This is a genomic window from Actinomadura sp. 3N407, from assembly GCF_052245875.1.
Classification (GTDB): Bacteria; Actinomycetota; Actinomycetes; order Streptosporangiales; family Streptosporangiaceae; genus Spirillospora.
Genome location: NZ_JBQQBP010000022.1, coordinates 1 through 20,609 on the forward strand (window position 1 = coordinate 1; position 20,609 = coordinate 20,609).

Annotated in this window: 16 protein-coding genes and 1 rRNA gene; 6 read left to right on the forward strand and 11 right to left on the reverse strand. The window is 71.3% G+C overall.

Annotated features, from left to right (window positions below; genetic code table 11):
* From ACTWPP_RS37835 to trxA, 3 genes are all read right to left on the reverse strand, one after another.
* A 16S ribosomal RNA gene (locus ACTWPP_RS37835) occupies positions 1 to 104 on the reverse strand; the annotation flags it as partial.
* 1,488 nt (positions 105 to 1,592) lie between these two features.
* Positions 1,593 to 2,444: a putative RNA methyltransferase gene (locus tag ACTWPP_RS37840; RefSeq protein WP_443109251.1), complete on the reverse strand. Its 852-nt coding sequence runs from the start codon at positions 2,442 to 2,444 to the stop codon at positions 1,593 to 1,595.
* 211 nt (positions 2,445 to 2,655) lie between these two features.
* On the reverse strand, positions 2,656 to 3,009 hold the full coding sequence (gene trxA, locus ACTWPP_RS37845) for a thioredoxin (RefSeq protein ID WP_443109252.1): 354 nt from the start codon (positions 3,007 to 3,009) through the stop codon (positions 2,656 to 2,658).
* 130 nt (positions 3,010 to 3,139) lie between these two features.
* Here trxA and ACTWPP_RS37850 point away from each other — a divergent pair, with 130 nt between their 5' ends.
* The gene (locus ACTWPP_RS37850) at positions 3,140 to 4,150 is read left to right on the forward strand and encodes a sigma-70 family RNA polymerase sigma factor (protein ID WP_443109253.1); all 1,011 of its coding nucleotides are present in this window, start codon (positions 3,140 to 3,142) and stop codon (positions 4,148 to 4,150) included.
* Between the two features lie 137 nt (positions 4,151 to 4,287).
* The gene (locus tag ACTWPP_RS37855; protein WP_443109254.1) at positions 4,288 to 5,634 is read left to right on the forward strand and encodes a class II 3-deoxy-7-phosphoheptulonate synthase; all 1,347 of its coding nucleotides are present in this window, start codon (positions 4,288 to 4,290) and stop codon (positions 5,632 to 5,634) included.
* Between the two features lie 109 nt (positions 5,635 to 5,743).
* On the opposite strand, the gene ACTWPP_RS37860 is transcribed toward ACTWPP_RS37855, so the two are convergent.
* From ACTWPP_RS37860 to ACTWPP_RS37870, 3 genes are read right to left on the reverse strand one after another with little or no spacing between them, the layout of a single operon-like run.
* Positions 5,744 to 6,112 carry an ATP-binding protein gene (locus tag ACTWPP_RS37860; RefSeq protein WP_358468614.1) on the reverse strand — a complete coding sequence of 123 codons (369 nt, stop codon included), beginning with the start codon at positions 6,110 to 6,112 and terminating at the stop codon, positions 5,744 to 5,746.
* Between the two features lie 44 nt (positions 6,113 to 6,156).
* Positions 6,157 to 6,495, reverse strand: a complete 339-nt coding sequence (locus ACTWPP_RS37865; RefSeq protein ID WP_443109255.1) for an STAS domain-containing protein — start codon at positions 6,493 to 6,495, stop codon at positions 6,157 to 6,159.
* Between the two features lie 31 nt (positions 6,496 to 6,526).
* Positions 6,527 to 8,791: a SpoIIE family protein phosphatase gene (locus ACTWPP_RS37870; protein WP_443109256.1), complete on the reverse strand. Its 2,265-nt coding sequence runs from the start codon at positions 8,789 to 8,791 to the stop codon at positions 6,527 to 6,529.
* A gap of 338 nt (positions 8,792 to 9,129) precedes the next feature.
* On the opposite strand from ACTWPP_RS37870, the gene ACTWPP_RS37875 reads away from it, so the two are divergent.
* Together ACTWPP_RS37875 and ACTWPP_RS37880 are read left to right on the forward strand one after the other, a co-directional pair.
* Positions 9,130 to 13,392, forward strand: a complete 4,263-nt coding sequence (locus tag ACTWPP_RS37875) for a HAMP domain-containing protein (RefSeq protein WP_443109257.1) — start codon at positions 9,130 to 9,132, stop codon at positions 13,390 to 13,392.
* 82 nt (positions 13,393 to 13,474) lie between these two features.
* A complete protein-coding gene (locus ACTWPP_RS37880; protein WP_443109258.1) occupies positions 13,475 to 14,131 on the forward strand; it encodes a response regulator in 657 nt (218 codons plus the stop codon).
* 89 nt (positions 14,132 to 14,220) lie between these two features.
* Here the strand turns inward: ACTWPP_RS37880 and gltX are convergent, their stop codons facing one another.
* Together gltX and ACTWPP_RS37890 are read right to left on the reverse strand one after the other, a co-directional pair.
* The gene (gltX, locus tag ACTWPP_RS37885) at positions 14,221 to 15,618 is read right to left on the reverse strand and encodes a glutamate--tRNA ligase (protein WP_443109259.1); all 1,398 of its coding nucleotides are present in this window, start codon (positions 15,616 to 15,618) and stop codon (positions 14,221 to 14,223) included.
* Positions 15,619 to 15,690: 72 nt separating this feature from the next.
* Positions 15,691 to 16,281: a TIGR03086 family metal-binding protein gene (locus ACTWPP_RS37890; protein ID WP_443109260.1), complete on the reverse strand. Its 591-nt coding sequence runs from the start codon at positions 16,279 to 16,281 to the stop codon at positions 15,691 to 15,693.
* 96 nt (positions 16,282 to 16,377) lie between these two features.
* Between ACTWPP_RS37890 and ACTWPP_RS37895 the strand changes: the two genes are divergently transcribed.
* Positions 16,378 to 17,241, forward strand: coding sequence for a helix-turn-helix domain-containing protein (locus ACTWPP_RS37895; protein WP_443109261.1), 864 nt, complete (start codon positions 16,378 to 16,380; stop codon positions 17,239 to 17,241).
* Positions 17,238 to 17,873: an NUDIX hydrolase gene (locus ACTWPP_RS37900; RefSeq protein WP_443109263.1), complete on the forward strand. Its 636-nt coding sequence runs from the start codon at positions 17,238 to 17,240 to the stop codon at positions 17,871 to 17,873. The genes ACTWPP_RS37895 and ACTWPP_RS37900 overlap by 4 nt, the downstream gene beginning before the upstream one ends.
* A 24-nt stretch (positions 17,874 to 17,897) precedes the next feature.
* On the opposite strand, the gene ACTWPP_RS37905 is transcribed toward ACTWPP_RS37900, so the two are convergent.
* The 3 genes from ACTWPP_RS37905 to ACTWPP_RS37915 form a co-directional block, all read right to left on the reverse strand.
* Positions 17,898 to 18,659, reverse strand: a complete 762-nt coding sequence (locus ACTWPP_RS37905; RefSeq protein ID WP_443109264.1) for an SDR family NAD(P)-dependent oxidoreductase — start codon at positions 18,657 to 18,659, stop codon at positions 17,898 to 17,900.
* Between the two features lie 95 nt (positions 18,660 to 18,754).
* A complete protein-coding gene (locus ACTWPP_RS37910) occupies positions 18,755 to 19,762 on the reverse strand; it encodes a methyltransferase (protein ID WP_443109265.1) in 1,008 nt (335 codons plus the stop codon).
* Between the two features lie 309 nt (positions 19,763 to 20,071).
* Positions 20,072 to 20,572, reverse strand: coding sequence for an HAD domain-containing protein (locus ACTWPP_RS37915; RefSeq protein WP_443109266.1), 501 nt, complete (start codon positions 20,570 to 20,572; stop codon positions 20,072 to 20,074).
* Between the last annotated feature and the right edge of the window lie 37 nt (positions 20,573 to 20,609).

A 20,609-nucleotide genomic window follows, 5' to 3' on the forward strand; every position in this document is an offset into this window, starting at 1 on the left:
CCGTTCGCCGCTCGAGTACCCCCAAAGGGGCCTTTCCGCTCGACTTGCATGTGTTAAGCACGCCGCCAGCGTTCGTCCTGAGCCAGGATCAAACTCTCCATTAAGGCACAACGACCAACCAGAGAACGAACCCCCAGCCGGCCAAACCTCGGAAAACAATCCCAGCAAACAACCCCACCAAAAAGGCGGGGCCCTTGCCTCAAAGAAACCCCCACCACCCCCCACACAGCGGGGCGGCACACGGGGCGACCCGACCGACAAAAAGAACCGGCCGAGCCGATAAAGGCACTGGCTTTTAACACGCTGTTGAGTTCTCAAGAAACGGACACCCACCGCGCCGAACCCCGCTCCCGCAGGCCCCGGCTCCGGGGCAACCCTTCTAACTTACCCGGTTCGCCGCCGCTGTCAAGCCGATCAACCAAGATCTTTTCGACGGACGGTGACTCCCCAAGATCCCCACGCCACAACACAACGACGCGCCCGAAGACCCGCCAAGATCGTTTCGTAGGAGTGCCCTGCGGGCCGGCCACCTTGCGGCGTCCTACATCCCGTTTGAGGCTGTCAAGCCATCCTACAACAGCCCGAGCGTGGCTCGAACCATTTCTGGAGGCCTGGTGCCCCGAGGCCGGCCGCACGCTGGCGTCCCGCATCCCTTGAGGCAGCAGTGACCGTAAGGTCCCCCGCCCGAGGACGTCAAATCGCGACACCTGAAGCGTGCCGCCACTCTGTCGGTCGCGCACATCGTTCGTCCCACTGACCTCGCTGTTCACACATTACGTGGGCCGGGTCACAGTGGGATACGGTGCGCAGACCGCAAGGCCCCCGGAACCCGGCGTCGGGGCGTGCGGTGGCTCCCGGCAGGACAGCCGGCCGAGGTCTGGAGGAACACCTCGTGAATGTGCCCGTCGCCATCCGTGCTTCGGCTGAACGCCTGGTGGTGGCCGCGACGATGGGGCCGACGATCCACGACGTGCATGCGTGGCGGTTCAAGGTCGTGCCTGGTCTGATCGAAGTGCATGCCGATCCCGTCAGGTTCCGGCCGACGCGCGATCCGCTTGGGCGGAGCCTGCATCTGAGCAGTGGCGCCGCCCTCGTGAATCTACGCTTGGCCGCCGCTCAGCTCGGGCACGAGGCGGTGGCGCGGCTGCTTCCCCGACGTCGGCAGCCCATCGGTTCTCGCGTCGGTGCGGCTTGCGGGACGGCACCGGATCACGCGGGAGGAACGTCTGCTGTACGCCGCCACGCTCCGGCCCTTCCTCGCGGGTCGTCCGGTTGCCGCTGCACGGCCGTCCATCTCCGTCGTCAACGAACTGGGCGAGGCGGTGAGGTTGGAAGGAGCTGCGCTTCATCCGCTGGCCACGGCGGAGAAGGCGATGACTCAGCGGGCGGTGTTGACCACGTACGGAGACTCCCCCGCCGAGTGGCTGCGCGCAGGGCAGGCACTCCAGCGTCTTCTGTTGAGCGGTACGGCCCGTGCGGTCTCGATCTCGTTCAGGTTCGATGTCGACGTCCCCGGCATGGAGCACGTGACGCAGCCCGGCGAAGTGCCCCAGGTCCTTCTCGAACTCACGCAGGACATGGATGCGCGGCGGCTACTCAAGCCGCCGGTACCCCGACAGCACAAAGGACATGGGCACTGGGAGCGGGTCGGGTAGCCGTCCGAGCCGTTCACGGAGCCGTTCGACCGGGACGTGATGGGCGCTCGGACCCATTCCCACGAGCGTGGTGACCTCGTCGTGGGTCAGGACGGCCTCGGCTCTGATGCCCTTGCGGGAGTCCAGCTTGAAGTAGCCGGCGAGTGCCGCGTCCGTGCGCTCGGTCTTGCGCCGGTCGATCGAGAGCAGCCCGAGTGGCTCCACGAGGGATCCGAGGTGCCCGGGGGACGGCGTCACGGTGAAGAGGAGCCCGTCGTCGCGGAGCACCCGGTGGAATTCGGCGGCGTTGCGGGGGGCGAAGACGTTCACGACGGTGTCGGCGGCGCCGTCGCGCAGCGGAAGTGGGCGCCACAGGTCCGCGACGACCGCGCCGGCACGCGGATGCGCCTTGGCCGCCCTGCGCGCGGCGTGCTTGGAGATGTCCAGGGCGAGCCCGGCCGCGTCCGGTGACCGGTCGAGGATCCGGCTCAGGTAGTACCCGGTCCCCGCTCCCGCGTCGAGGACGAAGGACGGACCGGCGCGTGAGACTTCCCAGGCGAGCCGGTCCGCGAGTGCCGTGAAGTGTCCCGCCCCGAGGAACTCGCCTCGTGCGCGCACCATCTCGGGGGTGTCGGCCGTTCCCGGACGGGCGTTGCCGGGCAGCAGGTTCGCGTACCCCTGCCGTGCGATGTCGAAGGTATGCCCGGCCGGGCAGAGCAGTCCGCGGTCAGCCAGTTCGAGGTCCGCTCCGCAGACGGGGCACACCAGGTATTGGACGACATCGGCGAGCATCCGTCCATCATCGTCCATGCCGGATGCGGAAGGGGCGACACCGTCGGCTTCTTTGCCGTCATGCCGCCGCGCCGTCAGCCGCGCTTCCCGCGCACGCCACCTAGGCGGCCATGTCCCCGGGAGTCCTCCACGACCGGGCGACCAGGCCGTTCGGCGGGTTCGGCCGGTTGGTTCACGACGCGCGGAGGCGATTCAGAGCCTGCGAGTGTTTCAGAGCCTGCGGGGCGGTTCAGGACTCCGCGCGGCGGCGGACGTCCTCCATGTCGAGGCCGCGCACCTGCTCGATGACGTTCTCCAGCGTCGACTCGGGCACCGCGCCGGGCTCGGCGAAGACGATCATGCCGTCGCGGATCGCCATCAGGGTGGGGATGGACCTGATCCCGAACCGCTGCGACAGTTCCGGCTCGGCGTCGGTGTCGACCTTGGCGAAGACGATGTCGTCGTGCTTGCCCGCCGACCTCTCGTACACGGGCGCGAACCTCTTGCACGGTCCGCACCACTCCGCCCAGAAGTCGACCAGTACGATGCCGTCTTCCTGAGCGACCTGGTCGAAGTTCTCTGCGGTGAGTGTGACCGTCGCCATGTCGGTTTCTCCTCAGTCGGGGTATCAGGACGTAGAGCGGCTAACAGCCTCGCAGTATTCCCCACCCGGGAATCACAGAGCGGTAATTAGCGTTGTCCTCCTAGGGAGATCGCACCGGAGAAGGGTCAGGATGGCTGCAACCCGTACCAAGGGCGACAGGGTCGACGTTCCCGACAAGGATCTGGTCGGAGCGTACCTCGACCGGATCGGCCGTACACCCCTGCTCGACGCGCAGGAGGAGGTCGATCTGGCCAAGGCGATCGAAGGGGGCCTGTACGCCGAACAGCTGCTCGAGGAGGGGAACGCGCCCGGGGGCGCGACCCGCGAGGAGCTTGAGGCGCTGACCGCGGCGGGGCTGCATGCCAAGCAGCGCTTCGTCGAGGCCAATCTGCGCCTCGTGGTCTCGATCGCCCGCAAGTACCCGACCGACTCGTTGCCCCTCATCGACCTCATTCAGGAGGGGAACCTGGGGCTGATGCGCGCGGTGGAGAAGTTCGACTACCGCCGCGGCTTCAAGTTCTCCACGTACGCGACATGGTGGATCAGGCAGGCGATCGGCCGCGGGCTCAGCCACACGGCCCGCACGATCCGGCTGCCCGTCCACGTTGAGGAGGAGCTCTCCCGGCTGCGGCGCGCGGAGCGTCAGCTGGGCCGTGAGCTCGGCAGGGAGCCGACCCGCGAGGAGATCGCCGACACGATCGGCGCCGAGGCCGAACATGTGGACGAGCTGCTGCGCTGGCGGCGCGACCCGGCGAGCCTGGACGCGACCGTCGACGAGGCGGGCGAGACGCCGATGGGCGACCTGCTGGAGGATCCGGACGCCGTGACACCGGAGGCCGAGATCCTCGCGCTGGACGACATCGAGGGCCTCGGTCGGCTGCTGGACCGGCTGCCGGAACGGGAGTCCGCGATCCTGCGGGCCCGGTTCGGCATGGACAGCGGCCAGCCCCTGTCGTACGCGCAGATCGGCGCCCGGTACGGCCTGAGCCACAACCGGGTGAGGCAGATCACCGACCGTTCGCTGCGGCGGCTGCGGCAGCTGGCGAGCGAGGCCGATCTGAGCGGCCGCCGGACGCTGGCGGGCGGGCCGGGCTCCGTGCGGGAGCCGGTGCGCGCGACCGCCGGGAGCCGGGCGGCCTGAGGCCGGGACGGCGGACCGACCGCTCTGTGATCGACGAAACGGGCGGCCCCGGAGCCGGGGCCGCCCGTTCGCGTCCGCGCCCCTCTCCCCGGCGGGCTCGTCGCCCGGCACGGTGAGGCGTGCCATAGCCTTTCCGCGTGAGTACATCCGCCATCGGGGACCTCGACGCCTGGCGCACCCTCCCCGCCCTCCAGCAGCCCGATTGGGACGATCCGGACGAGGTCCGGGCGGTGGCCGCCGAACTGGCCAGGCAGCCCCCGCTCGTCTTCGCCGGCGAATGCGACCAGCTCAAAGCCCAGCTCGCGGACGTCGCGCAGGGCCGGGCCTTCGTCCTGCAGGGCGGCGACTGCGCCGAGACGTTCGACGGGTCGACCGCCGACGCGGTGAAGAACAAGCTCAAGACGCTGCTGCAGATGGCGGTCGTGCTCACCTACGCGGCCAGCGTACCGGTGGTGAAGATCGGCCGGATGGCGGGCCAGTTCGCCAAGCCCCGCTCCAAGCCCGTGGAGGTGCGCGGGGGCGTGGAGCTTCCCGCGTACCGGGGCGACGCGGTCAACGGGTTCGGCTTCGACGCCGCGTCGCGGCGCAACGACCCGAACCGGCTGCTGAAGGCCTACCACTGCTCGGCGGTGACGCTGAACCTGTGCCGGGCGTTCACCAAGGGCGGGTACGCCGATCTGCGGCAGGTGCACGCCTGGAACCAGGACTTCGTGGCGCGGAGCCCCGCCGGCCGCCGCTACGACCGGCTGGCGGGTGAGATCGACCGGGCGCTGACGTTCATGAAGGCGTGCGGGGCGAACCCCGACGAGTTCCACGGGGTGGAGTTCTACTCCAGCCATGAGGCGCTGCTGCTGGAGTACGAGAGGGCCCTGACCCGCATCGACCATCTCAGCGGCCTGCCGTACGACGTGTCGGCGCATTTCCTGTGGATCGGTGAGCGCACCCGGCAGCTGGACGGCGCGCACGTGGAGTTCCTGCGCCACATCCGGAACCCGATCGGGGTGAAGCTCGGCCCGACGACCTCCGCCGACGACGCCCTGGCGCTGATCAAGCGGCTGAACCCCGACCATGAGCCCGGCCGGCTGACCTTCATCACGCGGATGGGCGCGGGCCGGATCCGGGACGCGCTGCCGCCGCTGATCGAGAGGGTGCACCAGAGCGGCGCGCCGGTCGCGTGGATCTGCGACCCCATGCACGGCAACACCTTCGAGGCGCCGAGCGGGCACAAGACGAGGCGGCTGGACGACGTGCTGGACGAGGTGGCGGGGTTCTTCGAGGTCCACCGGGCTCTCGGGACGCACCCGGGCGGCATCCACATCGAGTTCACCGGCGACGACGTCACCGAGTGCGTCGGCGGCGCCCACGGGCTCGCGGAGGCCGATCTGCACCAGCGGTACGAGACGGCGTGCGACCCGCGGCTCAACCGTGGCCAGTCACTGGACCTGGCCTTCATGGTCGCCGAGCTCTACCGCAAGTCCGCCTGACCGCACGGGCCGCGCCCATCGAGCCGCCCGGATCCGCGGGGCGGCCTCGGTGGGCGCGCTCCCGCAGGAGGTCTTGCGCGGCGGCACGTTCCAAGCCGGAACGTGTCCGTCAGATGTCCACCTCGGCCCAGACGACCTTGCCGCCGGTCACGGGGTCGGCGCCCCAGGAGTTCGCGAACCGGTCGACGATGAACAGTCCGCGGTGCGACTCGTCCAGCGGGCCGGGGACGGTCAGCCGCGGCAGCTGGGCGGCGCGGTCGCGGACCTCGACGCGGATGCGGCCGCTGCCGCGCAGAAGGCGCAGCTCCAGCGCCGTCCCCGCGTGCCGGACGGCGTTGGCGACCAGTTCCGCGACGATCGCGGTGACGAGTTCCTCACGCTCCATCAGCGCCCAGGTCCGCATGGTGCGGGCGGCGAGGCGCCGCGCGTACTCGACCGCCTCGGTCTGCGGCGCCGCGCGCAGTGTGGTCTCGGTCATCGGGTCGGTCACTCCGCCCGCTCGCCGTTCTTCATCGTCTCTCCTCACCGCCCATCGGCCGGAGCCTCCTCCGCCGGGTCCTCGATCAGGAAGCGATCGAGGCCGGTGGTCCGCAGCACGTTCTCGACCCGGCCGTAGGCGCCGGTGACGGTGAGCGTGGCGTTCTGAGCGCGCGCGTGCTTGTACGCCCGCACGAGAACGTTGAGACCGGAGGAGTCACAGAAGTCGACCGCGGCAAGGTCGACGACGACCGCCCGCTCCCCCGCGTCGACGAGTTCGGTCAGCCGGGACCTCAGCTCGTCGGAGGAGTGCAGGTCGATGGAGCCGCGCGCGGCGATCGTCGCGCGGCCGTCCTGTCGTGTCGTGTGCAAGGCAAGCCCCACGCCACCCCACCTTACCGATTGTTGGTCTCCATCATGACGCCCGCAGAACGATGAGGGCAACGTCGTCGTTCGACGGCTCGGGGCCGAAGTCGCGGACGGCGCGCTGGATGCGGGCGGCGACGGCGCCCGCGCTCAGTCCCGTGCAGTCGGCGAGCAGGTTCTCGAGTCCTTCGCCGTCCCCGAGCAGCCGGTTGCCCGAGCGCCGCTCGGTGACGCCGTCGGTGACGCAGAGCAGGACCTCCCCCCGGCGCAGGTCGACCGTGTCGGTGTGGAACTCGACGCCGTCGAACACGCCGAGCAGCGGCTGAGGCGAGGCCCCCTCCCGCACCGTGCCGTCCGTGGCGAGCACCAGCGGGGGCGGATGCCCCGCGCTCGTCAGCCTGATCGTCACGCCGCCGTTGCGGCGCCGGGCGGCGATCTCGCCGTGCAGCAGGGTGAGCAGCCGCCCGCGTTCGCCCTCGCCGAGGATGAGCCGGTTGAGCCGGCCGAGGACGCCCGGGACGGACATGTCCTCGGCGGCGAGGATGCGCAGCGCGTGCCGGGCGAGCCCGGTGACGGCGGCGGCCTCGGGGCCGGTGCCGCACACGTCGCCGATGGCGAACCGCCAGTGGGACGCGGCGGCCGGGCCGCCGGGCCGCCGCCCGCTCTCGAAGACGTCGTAGAAGTCGCCGCCGACCTCGCTGCCCTCCCCGGCGGGCTCGTACACGACGGCGACCTCCAGGCCGGGGATCTCGGGGATGCCGGGCGGCAGGAGGCTGCGCTGGAGGGCGCTGCTCATGGCGGTCTGGGCGGAGAACAGCCGCGCGTTGTCGACGGCGAGGGCGGCGCGGCGGCTGAGCTCCTCGGCCAGCTCGATCGCGCTGCGGGGGAAGCGGTCGCCGGACGGGCGGCCGATGACGATGGTGCCGATGCGCCGGCCACGGGCGATCAGCGGGAACGCGTAGACCTGGTCGGCGGCGGTGCCGCCGCTGGCGGCCCGGACCTCCGCGGGCGCGGCGGCGAGCCCGTTCCAGGGGCCGGGGACGTCCATCGGCGGGGCGGCGCCCGCGTGTTCGAGCAGCTCGCGGAGCCCGTCGGCGCGGTTCTCGTCGGCGTGCCACACGTAGGCGAGCCGGTCGGGCTCGGACTCGGTGACGTTGTAGACGGCGCACCAGGTGGCCAGGCGGGGGACGACGAGCTGGGCGACGAGCGCCATCGTGCGTTCCTGGTCGAGGGTCCCGGCGAGCAGGTCGCTGGCCTCGGCGACGAAGCTGAGCCAGCCCCGCCAGGACCGTTCCAGTTCCCCCACCCTGGCCTTCTCCAGGGAGAGCGACATTTCGTCGGCGAGCCGGCCGAGCCGGGCGCCGTCGGACTCGGCAAACCGGTCCGAAACGGACGAGACGGCCACGAGCAGGCCGGTGAGGCGTCCCTGGGACTCCAGCGGCGCGGCGGCCAGGGACCGCGCCTGCAGGGCCGCGGCGGTCGGATCGGAGGCGTCTGAGGCCACCCAGGCCGAGCCGGCGCGGGCGGCGGGGCCGAGCCCGGCGACCGACAGCTCGCCGAGTGGCATCTCGGCGGCGGTCCCGGCGGACGCCCCCATGATCAGGCGCCCGTCGCGCTCGGTCAGCAGGACGGCCGCGCCCTCGGCGCCGAGGACCTCCCGGACGCCGGCGACGCCGTCCTCCATGGACTCCACGGCCGTCGGGGATCGCAGGAGCCGGTCGCCCGCGGCGGGGACCTCGCCCACGCCCTCGCCGAGCCTGCCCTCCCTGACCTGGCCGCCCGATGAGCCGTCGCGGGCGGCCTCGCCCGCGACCTCGCGTGCGACGCGCTCGCGGGTGCGCTCACGCCTGGCGGCGCCGTCTCCGGCGGGCTCGGCGGAGGGGCCGGCCTCGGCGGCCTCTTCGGTGAGGGAACCGGCCGGCGCGGGGGCGCCCGCGGCGCCCGGTCTGGGCAGCCGGAACCAGACGCCCTTGGTGCGGCGGTCGTAGGAGACGCCCCAGGACGCGGCGAGCCGGGAGATCGACGGCAGCCCGCGCCCGCTGGAGGCGGTGACGCCCGGCATTTCGATGCCCCGGGTGGGATGCCGGTCGCGGACCTCGATCTTGATGTCGCCGTCCTCCAGCCGGCAGGAGACCTCGAAGGACGTGCCGGCGTAGGCGATCGCGTTGGTGGCGAGCTCGCTGGTGGCCAGGACGGCGTCGTCCGCGAGCTCGTCCATGCCCCAGTCGGCCAGCACCTTCCGGACGAACCGGCGCGCGTCCGCCACCGCCGGGGCGGCGGACGGGAAGGTGGCCGACGCCGTCTGCCGATCCAACTGTCGTCCCTACGTTCGAAGCGTCACTACCCGAGCCCGGCCATCGTGACAGACCGGTCGGCGACCCGGCCACGGGACCCGTGAACCGGGAGGCGGAGCCGTGCGCCCGGTCTCGGCGACTCGACCCCCGCCACAACACGACAGACCGTAACACGAAGACTACAAGTGCGGATGCACGATCATTGCCGTCCGTTCACCTCCGGCGTGCGGACGGCGTCCAGCACCGCACGGCGACGTAGAGTACAGGGTGCGGCCAGGAAGGCCCTAGAGAAGGAGTCCGGGCCATACGGCACCGGTCTCCGGATACCTGACAATCGCGGGCCAGGAGGATGAACAGCATGCCGCGTACCGCGTCTCGCGCCCGCCCAGGCGGCGGGTACCGCGACACCACCCCCCGCTACAGCGACGCCGATATCGAACCGCTCCTCAAGGCGCTCATCGCCGTGCGGGACGGCAGGGCGAGGTCGGAGCTGAACGTGCCGGGCGAGGGCGCCGTGGCCGAGGCCGCGGCGGTTCTGGAGGAGATCCGGCAGAACGGCCAGGAGCTGGCGTCGGGGCTGAGCCGCGTCCGCCGCGAGATCGGCCGTGAGGGCCAGCTTCGCGGGCGGCTGACGCCGGGGACGCTGCGGGGCACCTGGGCGACCGCCGTGGAGGACGCCAACGCGATCATCGACAAGCTGACCGACCTCGCCACGGGGATGAGCCAGGTGGTGGAGGCGGTGGCCGCGGGCGACCTGAGCCAGCGGGTCGAGCTGCGGGTGCGCGGCCGGCCGATGCGCGGGGAGCTGCTGCGCATGGCCAAGTCGGTGAACGGCATGGTGGAGCTGCTCGACCAGTTCACGTGGGAGGTCACCCAGTTCGCCCGCGAGGTCGGCACCGAGGGACGGCTCGGCGGGCAGGCCCCGGCGCGCGGGATGACGGGCCGGTGGCGGGACGTGACGGCCTCGGTGAACATCATGGCCGCGCGGCTGACGTCCCAGGTCCGCGACATCGCGGAGGTCACCACGGCGGTCGCGCGGGGCGACCTGACCCGCAAGGTCACGGTGGAGGCGACCGGTGAGCTCCAGGAGCTGAAGCTGACCGTGAACACGATGGTCGATCAGCTGTCGGCGTTCGCCGACGAGGTGACCCGCGTCGCCCGCGAGGTCGGCACCGAGGGTCAGCTCGGCGGCCAGGCCAACGTGCCCGGCGTCAGCGGGGTGTGGAAGAACCTCACCGACAACGTCAACGCGATGGCGAACAACCTGACCTACCAGGTCCGCAACATCGCCCAGGTCACCACCGCCGTCGCCGACGGCGACCTCGGCAAGAAGATCACCGTGGACGCGCAGGGCGAGATCCTGCAGCTCAAGGACACCGTGAACACGATGGTGGACACGCTGTCGGCCTTCGCCGCCGAGGTCACCCGCGTCGCCCGCGAGGTCGGCACCGAGGGACGCCTCGGCGGCCAGGCCCGCGTGCCCGGAGTGAGCGGCGTCTGGAAGGACCTGACCAGCAACGTCAACGGGATGGCGTCCAACCTGACCTACCAGGTCCGCAACATCGCGCAGGTCACCACCGCCGTCGCCGAGGGCGACCTCGGCAAGAAGATCACCGTGGACGCGCAGGGCGAGATCCTGGAGCTGAAGGACACGGTGAACGCGATGGTGGACACGCTGTCGTCGTTCGCGTCCGAGGTCACCCGCGTGGCCCGCGAGGTCGGCACCGAGGGACGCCTCGGCGGCCAGGCGCGGATGCCGGACGTCAGCGGCGTCTGGAAGGACCTGACCGACAACGTCAACTCGATGGCGAACAACCTGACGACTCAGGTCCGCGGGATCGCGCAGGTCACCACGGCGGTCGCGAAGGGCGACCTGACCCGCAAGATCGAGGTGGACGCGCAGGGCGAGATCCTCCAGCTCAAGGACACCCTGAACACGATGGTCGACACGCTGTCGGCGTTCGCCGACGAGGTCAGCCGCGTCGCCCGCGAGGTCGGCACCGAGGGACGCCTCGGCGGCCAAGCCCACGTGCCCGGCGCGGGCGGCATGTGGAAGGACCTCACCGACAACGTCAACGGGATGGCGTCCAACCTGACCTACCAGGTCCGCAACATCGCGCAGGTAGCGACGGCGGTGGCGCACGGCGACCTGACGCGGCGCATCGACGTGGACGCGCAGGGCGAGATCCTGGAGCTGAAGACCACGCTGAACACGATGGTGGACACGCTGTCGTCGTTCGCGTCCGAGGTCACCCGCGTCGCCCGCGAGGTCGGCAGCGAGGGGCGCCTGGGCGGCCAGGCCGAGGTCGAGGGCGTGTCGGGCACCTGGAAGCGGCTGACCGAGAGCGTGAACGAGCTGGCCGGCAACCTGACCACCCAGGTCCGCGCGATCGGCGAGGTCGCCAGCGCGGTCGCCACCGGCGACCTGACCCGGACGATCACCGTGGAGGCGCGCGGCGAGGTCGCCGAGCTGAGCGACAACGTCAACCTGATGGTCGCGACGCTGCGCGAGACGACCCGCGCCAACGAGGAGCAGGACTGGCTCAAGACGAACCTGGCGCGGATCGGGGGCCTCATGCAGGGCCACCGGGACCTCATGCAGGTCGCCGAGCTGATCATGCGGGAGCTGACGCCGACGGCGACCGCCCAGTACGGCGCGTTCTACCTCGCGGAGACCATCGGCGAGGAGACCGAGCTGGTCATGATCGCCGGGTACGGGATGCGGCGGGGCCGGATCGGGGCCGTCCGGTTCGCGATGGGCGAGGGGCTGGTCGGGCAGGCGGCGCAGGAGCGCCGGCCGCTGCTGATCGCCGACGCCCCCGCCGACTACGTCAAGATCGGGTCGGGCGTGGGCGAGGCGTCCCCGGTCAACATCATCGTGCTGCCGATCGTGTTCGAGGACGCGGTGCTCGGCGCCATCGAGCTGGCCTCGTTCGGCCGGTTCACCGACGTCCACCTGGCGTTCTTCAGCCAGCTCATCGAGACGATCGGGGTCACGCTGAACGCGATCAGCGCCAACACCCGCACCGAGGCGCTGCTCGGCGAGTCCCAGCGCCTCGCGCAGGAGCTCCAGGAGCGCTCGGACGAGCTGCAGCGGCAGCAGGGGGAACTGCGGCACTCCAACACCGAGCTGGAGGAGAAGGCGGCGCTGCTGGCCCAGCAGAACCGCGCGATCGAGATCCAGAACTTCCAGATCGAGCAGGCCAGGCGGACGCTGGAGGAGCGCGCCGAGCAGCTGGCGATCTCCTCGCGGTACAAGTCGGAGTTCCTGGCGAACATGTCGCACGAGCTGCGCACGCCGCTGAACAGCCTGCTCGTGCTGGCCAAGCTGCTGTCGGAGAACCAGGGCGGCAACCTCACCGACAAGCAGGTGGAGTTCGCCCAGACGATCCACGAGTCCGGCACCGACCTGCTGGAGCTGATCAACGACATCCTGGATCTGGCGAAGGTCGAGGCCGGGAAGATGGAGGCGCACCCGCAGCGGCTGTCGGTGACGGCGCTGGTCGACTACGTCGACGCGACGTTCCGCCCGCTGTCGGTCGACAAGGGCCTGCAGTTCGGCGTGGAGGTCGCGCCCGACGTCCCGTCCGCCCTGAACACCGACGAGCAGCGGCTGCAGCAGGTGCTGCGCAACCTGCTGTCGAACGCGGTGAAGTTCACCGCCGAGGGCGAGGTGCGGCTGCTGATCGAGCGGGCCGGCGACATCGACTTCACCCTGCCCGCGCTGTGGAACACACCCGACGTGATCGCGTTCCGGGTGATCGACACCGGCATCGGGGTGAGCACGGACAAGCTGCAGGAGATCTTCGAGCCGTTCCAGCAGGCGGACGGGACGACGAGCCGCCGCTACGGCGGCACCGGCCTCGGCCTGTCGATCAGCCGGAACATCGCGCGGCTGCTGGGCGGGGAGATCCACGCGGAGAGCCAGCCGGGCCGCGGCAGCGTGTTCACGCTGTACCTGCCCGCCGAGTACAGCGCGCGCGACGACCGGCGCCGTTCGCCGCTGACGGACGATGTGGTCGGCGCGCCGGAGGGCATGCCGGGCATGATGGCCGGCGGCGAGCCCGGCAACGGCGGCCTGGTCGGCGGCGGGGCAGGTGCCGTGACCGCGCCCGCCGGGGACAACGGGCTGGCGGCCGAGCAGCGGGCGCCCGGCGGGGAACGTCCCGGCGAGCCGGAGGCCGTGATCGCGGGCCTTCTGGAGGAGCCGCCCGCGGACTTTCTCGACACGGTCCTGTCCGGCCGCAAGGTCCTGATCGTCGACGACGACGTCCGGAACGTGTTCGCCCTCACCAGCGTGCTGGAGGGCTACGGGATGGAGGTCCTCTACGCCGAGGACGGGCAGGCCGGAATCGACGTCCTGCACCGCAACCCGGACGTGGCGGTCGTGCTGATGGACGTCATGATGCCGGGCCTGGACGGCTACGCGACCACCGCCGCGATCAGGGAGATGCCGCAGTTCGCCGACCTGCCCATTATCGTGATCACTGCGAAGGTGATGAAGGGCGACCGGGAGAAGAGCCTGGAGTCCGGCGCTTCGGACTACGTGCCCAAGCCCGTGGACGTGGATCATCTTCTTGACGTCATGAGGAACTGGCTGCAACCCTCCATCGTCCGCTGAGGAGAGGAGAGGGCCGACAGTAGGGTCGCCGTAGGCGCTGCAGCGGCCGGCGATGGCGGGGACCGGAATCGGAGAGACGCGCGTGGACGACAAGGCGAAGATCCTGCTCGTGGACGATCGCGAGGAGAACCTGATCGCGCTGGAGGCCATCCTCAGCTCGCTGGATCAGGATCTCGTCCGGGCGCGGTCCGGGGAGGACGCGCTCAAGGCGCTTCTCACCGACGAGTACGCGGTCATCCTGCTGGACGTCGTCATGCCGGGGATGGACGGGTTCGAGACGGCCCGCGACATCAAGCGCCGCAAGAAGACCCGGGACCTGCCGATCATCTTCCTCACGGCGGTGAACAGCGACCCCGACTACGCCTTCCGCGGCTACGCGGCGGGCGCGGTCGACTTCATCTCCAAGCCGTTCGACCCGTGGGTGCTGCGCGCGAAGGTGTCGGTGTTCGTGGAGCTGCACAACAAGAACAAGCAGCTCCGCGACCAGACGACGCTGCTGCGCGAGCAGGCCGCCCTGCTGCGGGAGCAGTCGACGCTCCTGCGGGCGCGCCCCGCCGAGGAGGCACCGCGGCAGGCGTTGCCGCAGCGGGCCGGTGAGCGGCTGGCGGCCGTGGAGGAGCAGGCCGAGGTCGTCGGCAAACGCGTCCCGGACGCGCTGCGCGGCGAGTTCAAGGAACTCGACCGCCGCCTCACCGAACTCCGCCAGGCCCTCGACGGTGACACCCCGGATTCATCCTGACCGTCCGCGACGCCGGCCACGGCACCAGCGTGTTCCCGGCATCTTCGGCCCGTTCACGGGGGTCTGGCGCCCCAGGCGCCTGACCCGGGCTAGCCGCGATTCAGTACGGCCCGGGCGGCGGCGATGCGGGCGAGGGTGCGGTCCCGGCCGAGGATCTCCAGGGACTCGAACAGCGGGAGCCCGACGGTGCGGCCGGTGACGGCGACGCGGACGGGCGCCTGGGTCTTGCCGAGCTTGAGGCCGTGTTCGGCGCCGATCCGCTCCAGCCGGTCCTTGAGCTCGGCGGCGTTCCACGGCCCGTCCTGGTAGGCGGTCTCGGCGGCGGCGAGGATCGCGGCGGCGGGCTCCTTCATCGCCTTGTTCCAGGACTGCTCGTCGGACGGCGGCTCGTCCAGGAACGCGAAGTCGATCATCGGGACGATCTCGGACAGCAGCGCCACCCGGGTCTGCGCCAGCGGCGCCAGCTCCGCGAACACCGCGACGTCCACGTCGAACGGCGCCTCCTGCAGGAACGGCAGGCATTCGGCGATGAACTTCTCGACGGGCAGCGCGCGGATGTACTCGCCGTTGATGGCGCGGAGCTTCTTGACGTCGAAGAACGCGGGCGAGGTGTTGACGTCCTCGATGCGGAACTCGTCGACGATCACGTCCCAGGGGACGATCTCGCGGTCGCCGGACGGGGCCCAGCCGAGCAGCATCAGGTAGTTGCGCACGGCGTCGGGGAGGTAGCCCTCGGCCCGGTAGTCCTCCAGCGCGACCTTGTCGCGGCGCTTGGACAGCTTCTGCCGCTTCTCGTTGACGATGACGGGGACGTGCGCCCACACGGGCGGTTCGCCGCCGAGCGCCTCCCACAGCAGCTGCTGCTTGGGCGCGTTGGACAGGTGCTCTTCGCCTCGCACCACGTGGGTGATGCCCTGGCTCATGTCGTCGACCGCGTTGGCGAGCAGGAACGTGACCGACCCGTCGGCGCGGGCGATGACGAAGTCCTCCAGGACGGCGTTCTCGAAGACGGGCTTGCCGCGCAGCAGGTCGATGACCGTGGTCTGGCCCTCGTCGGGGGTGCGGTAGCGCAGGGCGCGGCCGGGGCCGGCCTCCAGGCCGCGGTCGCGGCAGAACCCGTCGTAGCCCTTGTGCTGGTCGCCGGTGCGGGCGATCACGGCCTCACGCGTGCAGTCGCAGTAGTAGGCGCGGCCCTTGCCCTTGAGCGTCTGGACGGCCTCGGCGTGCTTGTCGGTGTTGGCCGACTGGAAGTAGGGGCCTTCGTACTGCTCGCCGTCCATCCCGAGCCAGGCGAGGGCGCGGATGATGCCCTCGGTCCATTCGGGGCTGTTGCGGGAGGCGTCGGTGTCCTCGATCCGCAGGACGAGCGTCCCGCCCGACTGCGCGGCCATCACCCAGTTGAACAGCGCCGAGCGGGCGCCGCCGACATGGAACATGCCGGTCGGGGACGGGGCGAAGCGGACGCGGATCGAAGAGGTCGAAGACATGCTTCAAGGGTAGAGCGCGCGGGGCCCCGCTCGCGCCGGGACCCGCGCGCCCCGCCCCCGCCTTTCGCCGCTCTACGCCCCCGGTCCGGGCCGCCAGTGCGGGTCGCGGCCGGACAGCCCGATGAGCCGGTCGAGCAGCGGCGCGTCCTCCGGGACGGGCACCTCGGCGCCGAACGCCCCGTACTCGCGGCCGATCTCCGCCGTCGGGACGAGCTGCTCCCACGCCGCCTGCACCACTCCCGGCGGGAAGCCGGGCTCGCGTCCGGTGGCGGCGGCGAGGTCCCAGCCGTGGGTGACGGACTCGCCGAAGAGGATCCCGGCGATGAACTCGGCCGGCATGCCCTCCTTGTTGCCGGTGAGGCTGGTGCTGCCCTCCCACGCCGCCGGGTCCTGCCAGGCCTCGGCGGTCTTTCTGGCCTGCTCCTCGTACCGTTCGGCCCAGCGCGGCTCGGCGGTGAAGTCGTGGTCCTCCCCCGGTCCGGTGATCGGCAGCTTGTGCGCGGCGGCCTCGCCCCGCGCGCTCCACAGGATCAGGTGGTTGATCAGGGCGCGCACGTCCCAGTCCGCGCACGGGGTCGGCGCGTCCAGCTTCGTCTCGGGGATCTCCAGGACGATCCGCGCCGCGGCCTCCGCGGCGGGAAGCATCTGGCTCCGGACATCCATGGTCTCTCCTTCGCTCATTCGTTCGAACACGGGTCCACGTTAGGACCGGCTGCGGGACCCGGTCTTGAAGAAACGCGACACCGTTAGCCTGGGCCGATGGAACGACCCCTACCCGGTGGGACGCGGGGCATCCTGCACGCGCGGACGGGGCTGGAGCACTTCCAGGTCGAGCGGACCGCGCCGCCGCCTCCGCTCGCCCCGTTCGTCGATTTCTTCTGGGTGCTGCACTGGGACCTGCGCGGACGGCCCCCGCACCGCCAGCGGCTGCTCACGCTGCCGTCCGTCCACATGACCTTCACCAGCTATCTGACCGGCGGTGCGACGCGGGCGCGGATCGTGGGCGTGGTGCGCGACGAGTTCGTCGAGGAGATCGCGGACGAGGGCCGCGTGGTGGGGGTCGGTTTCCGGCCGGGCGGTTTCCGGCCGTTCCTGCGCGGCGACGTGCCGGTCTCCGCGCTCACCGGCCGGTTCGCCGGGGTGGACGAGGTGTTCGGCGAGGACGGCCTCGCGCTCGCCGGGCAGATCTTCGCGGCCCCCGGCGCCGTGGCGGGCCTCGCGCTGCTGAAGGACTTCCTGATCGGGCGGCGTCCCGTGCCCGACCCGTCCGCCGAGCGGGCCGCCGGGATCGTCGCGCGGATCGAGGCGCGGCCGGGCCTGCTGCGGGTGGACGAGCTGGCCCGGGACGTGGGGATGAGCCCGCGCAGCCTGCAGCGCCTGTTCCACGAGTACGTGGGCGTCGGCCCGAAGTGGGTCATCCGGCGGTTCCGGATGCAGGAGGCGCACGAGCGGGCCGCGTCCGGCTCGGACGTCGACTGGGCGGAGGTGGCGGCGGAGCTGGGCTACGCCGACCAGGCGCACTTCACCCGCGACTTCACCGCGGCCGTCGGGATCCCGCCCGCGAGGTACGCGCGGGAGGCGGGTCCGGACCACGAGCGGGGGCCTGGCACCATCGACGCATGACCGCCCCCCTCGATCCGTTCGGCGACCTCGCCTCGTTCCGGAGTGTCGCCGCCGGCCGGCTCGGCTCGTTCGAGTACACGACCGTCCCGGACAAGCCAGGCCTGCGCCGCGCCGGGGTCGTCCTGTGCGCGGTGGAGCACGACGGCGTCCCGTCGGTGATCCTGATCAAGCGCGCGTACCGGGGACGGAACGCTGGACAGTGGGGGCTGCCCGGCGGACGGCTGGAGGACGGCGAGTCGCCCGAGGAGGCGGCCCTGCGGGAACTGCACGAGGAGATCGGGCTGACCGCCGGGTCCGCCGACGTCCTCGGCAGGCTCGACGACTTCCCCGCCACCTCCGGTTTCTCGATCACGCCGATCGTGGTGGTGCTGGACGACCCCGGGCCGCTGACGCCGAGCCCGGACGAGGTCCACTCCGTCCACCACACGAGCCTGCGCAAGCTCGCCGACGACGACACGCCGAAGTGGATTTCGCAGCCCGGCGGCGGACATCTGCTGCAGATGCGGCTGGGGCCCGGCTGGCGTGTCCATGCCCCGACCGGTGCGATGCTGTGGCAGTTCCGCGAGGTGGTTCTGCTCGGGCGGGATGCCAGGGTCGCCGGCTTCGTCCAGCCCGACTGGACACGCCACTGAGCTTCGGCGCCGGGAGCTTCGGCGCTAGAACGTCCCGCCGTCGATGACGATGCGCTGCCCGGTGACGTAGGACGCCCCGCCGGAGACGAGGAACCGCACCACGTCGGCGACCTCCTCGGGAGAGCAGACGTGCCCGTAGGGGGACGAGGCGTCCGCCTGCCGGATGTCCTTGATGCCCGCGGTGGCGCGCACCAGCCGACGTCCCATGTCGGTGTCGACCACGCCGGGCGCGACGACGTTGACGTGCATGCCGTTGCCGCGCTCCTCCTTGGCGATGGTCTGCGCGAGCGCCTCCATCGCGGCCTTGCCCATCGCGTACGGGCCGCTGAACGGCGGCATGATGTCGGTGATCACGCTGGAGACGAACACCATGTCGCTGCGTTCGGCGCGGCGCATCAGCGGCAGCAGCGCCTGGCTGAGGTGGTGCGGGCCGAACGCGTGGACGCGCAGCACCCGCTCCAGCTCGGCGGGGTCGGTGTCGGCGACGCTGTGGCCGCGGCTGGCGATCCCGGCGCTGTGGACGAGGATGTCGAGGCCGCCGAGTTCCGACTCGACCCGGGCGGCCAGGGCGCGGCACTCCTCAAGGTCGTCGACCGAGGCGCGGAACGCGTGGCCGCGCACGCCCGCGGCCTCGATTTCGGCGACGGTCTTGCGTGCGGCGTCCTCGTCGCGCCGGTAGGCGACGGCCACCCCGGCCCCGTCGGCGGCCAGGGCCAGGGCGATCGCCCGGCCGATGCCCCGGCCGCCTCCGGTGACCAGGGCGGTACGACCGGCCAGAGAACTCATGGGGGGCTCCTTCGTCAGGGGACTCACGACGGTCCCATCCTGCATGTTCGGGATTTCGCGCCGTAAGCGGCCCTGACGAAGGATGCCCCCCGGCCCTATTCGGCCGGTTTCGCCTCGATGACGTGGTAGGCGGACGGCGGCAGCGGCCCGGTCACCGAGGCCACCGTGAGTCCCGCGCCTTCGAGCAGCTCCCGGAACTCCGCCTCGGTCCGTTCGCGTCCGCCCGTCGAGACGAGCATGTTGAGGTCGTTGCGGACGACGCCCGCCGTCTCCGGCGTGACCATCTCCGGCATCACCTGCTCCAGCAGGAGCACCCGGGCGTCGGGACTCATCACCGCGCGGCAGTTCTTCAGGATCGCGGCGGCCTTCTCGTCGTCCCAGTCGTGGATCACGCTCTTGAGGACGTAGGCGTCCGGGCCCTCGGGAACGGACTCGAAGAAGTCGCCCGGGACGATCTCCGCCCGGTCGGCGACGTCCTCCAGCGTGCCGGACGCGGCCTCGATCCCGGCGGGCAGGTCGAAGACCACTCCGCGCAGGCCGGGGTTGGCGCGCAGGATCGCGGCGAGCAGCGTCCCGTCACCTCCGCCGAGGTCCGCGACCGTCCCGTAGCGGCCGAAGTCGTGGGCCTCGATGATCCCCGGCGCGACGGAACGGGTGTGCTCGGCCATCGCCTCGTTGAACGTCGCCGACAGCTCGTCGTCCGACTTGAAGAACTCGAACGGCGTCTTGCCGGTCGCGCGTTTCCACGCGTACTCCCCCGTGCGCAGCGTCTCGGTCATGTCGCCCCACGTCCGCCAGACGGCCGGGCCGCAGAACAGCTTGATCAGCGCGTGGACGGAGTCGGGCGCGTCGGTGCGGAGCCGCTGCCCCTCGGCGGTCAGCGCGAACAGGTCGCGCTCCTTCTGGTCCACGACGTCCAGGCCGGTGAGGCCGCGCAGCAGCCGGTACAGCGACGGCGCGTGCGTTCCGGTCTCCTCCGCCAGTTCCTCGCTCGACCTCGGCCCGTCCGCCAGGGCGTCGGCCAGCCGTATCTCCGCGGCCACGTGAAGCATCTGCGCCGGCATGTACCCGAAGGCCAGGTCCAGCAGCGGTGATCTCGACATCGTCGGTTCCCTTCGTCGTCACCCGGGACGCTACGGAGTCGCGCGGGGACCGTCTTGGACGAATGAAACCTGCCCGGCGGGCACCGTGACCTGATCGTGATCTCCGCTAACAAAACAGACATTTCGCCTTAATCCAACTATTCAAGACTGGCGGCTCGTGCTCCCGAGCTGCGACACCCGCGAAGTGATCCTCGAACCCTGCTGATCCCTCCCCCGGCCCCGGCGGGGCCTCGGGCACACGCCAGCCCCGGGGCCCCGCCGGCCCTCACCCGCAGGACGGGCCGCCTGCCGGCGGGCAGCGGGCAGCGGTCAGCGGGCCAGGGCGCGCAGCCAGGTCGCGGCGGCGGCGAGGTGCTCGTCCGCCAGGCCGCCCATCGGGTCGATCTCCACGAGCAGATGCTCGGCGACGTCCGGCTCACCGGCGATGCACTCGGTGGCGTCGGGCTCGTCCTCGAACCAGACGAACGGGCGGCCCTCAGTCCACGCGGCGACATGGCGGGCCTTCCAGGCGCCGAGCGTCCGCCCCTCCTCGGCGCCGGGGAACTGCGGGATCGGGACGAACGGCAGCTCCGGCAACCCGATCCTCGGGGCGATCCACACGTTGGCGTTGTCGCACCAGTAGCTCGCCCAGGCCAGTTCCGCGCCGGCGGACTCGGCCAGGTCCAGCAGGGACGGGCCGTGCTCGGGGTTGAGCCACAGCCTGAACGTCATGCCGTTCGGCGAGCAGCGATGCCGCTTGTAGCCCCGGTGGGGCCTCTCGAATGGATTGAGAACCCCGTCCACGTCCAGAAGAACCACCGGCGACCCCATACCCGGACGGTACGACATCCCGGACCGTCCGTCGAAG

Excerpts from the sequence above, each read along its gene's own strand:
- ACTWPP_RS37840 (WP_443109251.1), bottom strand. The coding sequence starts at position 2,444 with ATGGACGATGATGGACGGATGCTCGCCGATGTCGTCCAATACCTGGTG.
- trxA (WP_443109252.1), bottom strand. The coding sequence starts at position 3,009 with ATGGCGACGGTCACACTCACCGCAGAGAACTTCGACCAGGTCGCTCAG.
- ACTWPP_RS37850 (WP_443109253.1), top strand. The coding sequence starts at position 3,140 with ATGGCTGCAACCCGTACCAAGGGCGACAGGGTCGACGTTCCCGACAAG.
- ACTWPP_RS37860 (WP_358468614.1), bottom strand. The coding sequence starts at position 6,112 with ATGACCGAGACCACACTGCGCGCGGCGCCGCAGACCGAGGCGGTCGAG.
- ACTWPP_RS37875 (WP_443109257.1), top strand. The coding sequence starts at position 9,130 with ATGCCGCGTACCGCGTCTCGCGCCCGCCCAGGCGGCGGGTACCGCGAC.
- gltX (WP_443109259.1), bottom strand. The coding sequence starts at position 15,618 with ATGTCTTCGACCTCTTCGATCCGCGTCCGCTTCGCCCCGTCCCCGACC.
- ACTWPP_RS37890 (WP_443109260.1), bottom strand. The coding sequence starts at position 16,281 with ATGGATGTCCGGAGCCAGATGCTTCCCGCCGCGGAGGCCGCGGCGCGG.
- ACTWPP_RS37895 (WP_443109261.1), top strand. The coding sequence starts at position 16,378 with ATGGAACGACCCCTACCCGGTGGGACGCGGGGCATCCTGCACGCGCGG.
- ACTWPP_RS37900 (WP_443109263.1), top strand. The coding sequence starts at position 17,238 with ATGACCGCCCCCCTCGATCCGTTCGGCGACCTCGCCTCGTTCCGGAGT.
- ACTWPP_RS37905 (WP_443109264.1), bottom strand. The coding sequence starts at position 18,659 with ATGAGTTCTCTGGCCGGTCGTACCGCCCTGGTCACCGGAGGCGGCCGG.
- ACTWPP_RS37910 (WP_443109265.1), bottom strand. The coding sequence starts at position 19,762 with ATGTCGAGATCACCGCTGCTGGACCTGGCCTTCGGGTACATGCCGGCG.
- ACTWPP_RS37915 (WP_443109266.1), bottom strand. The coding sequence starts at position 20,572 with ATGGGGTCGCCGGTGGTTCTTCTGGACGTGGACGGGGTTCTCAATCCA.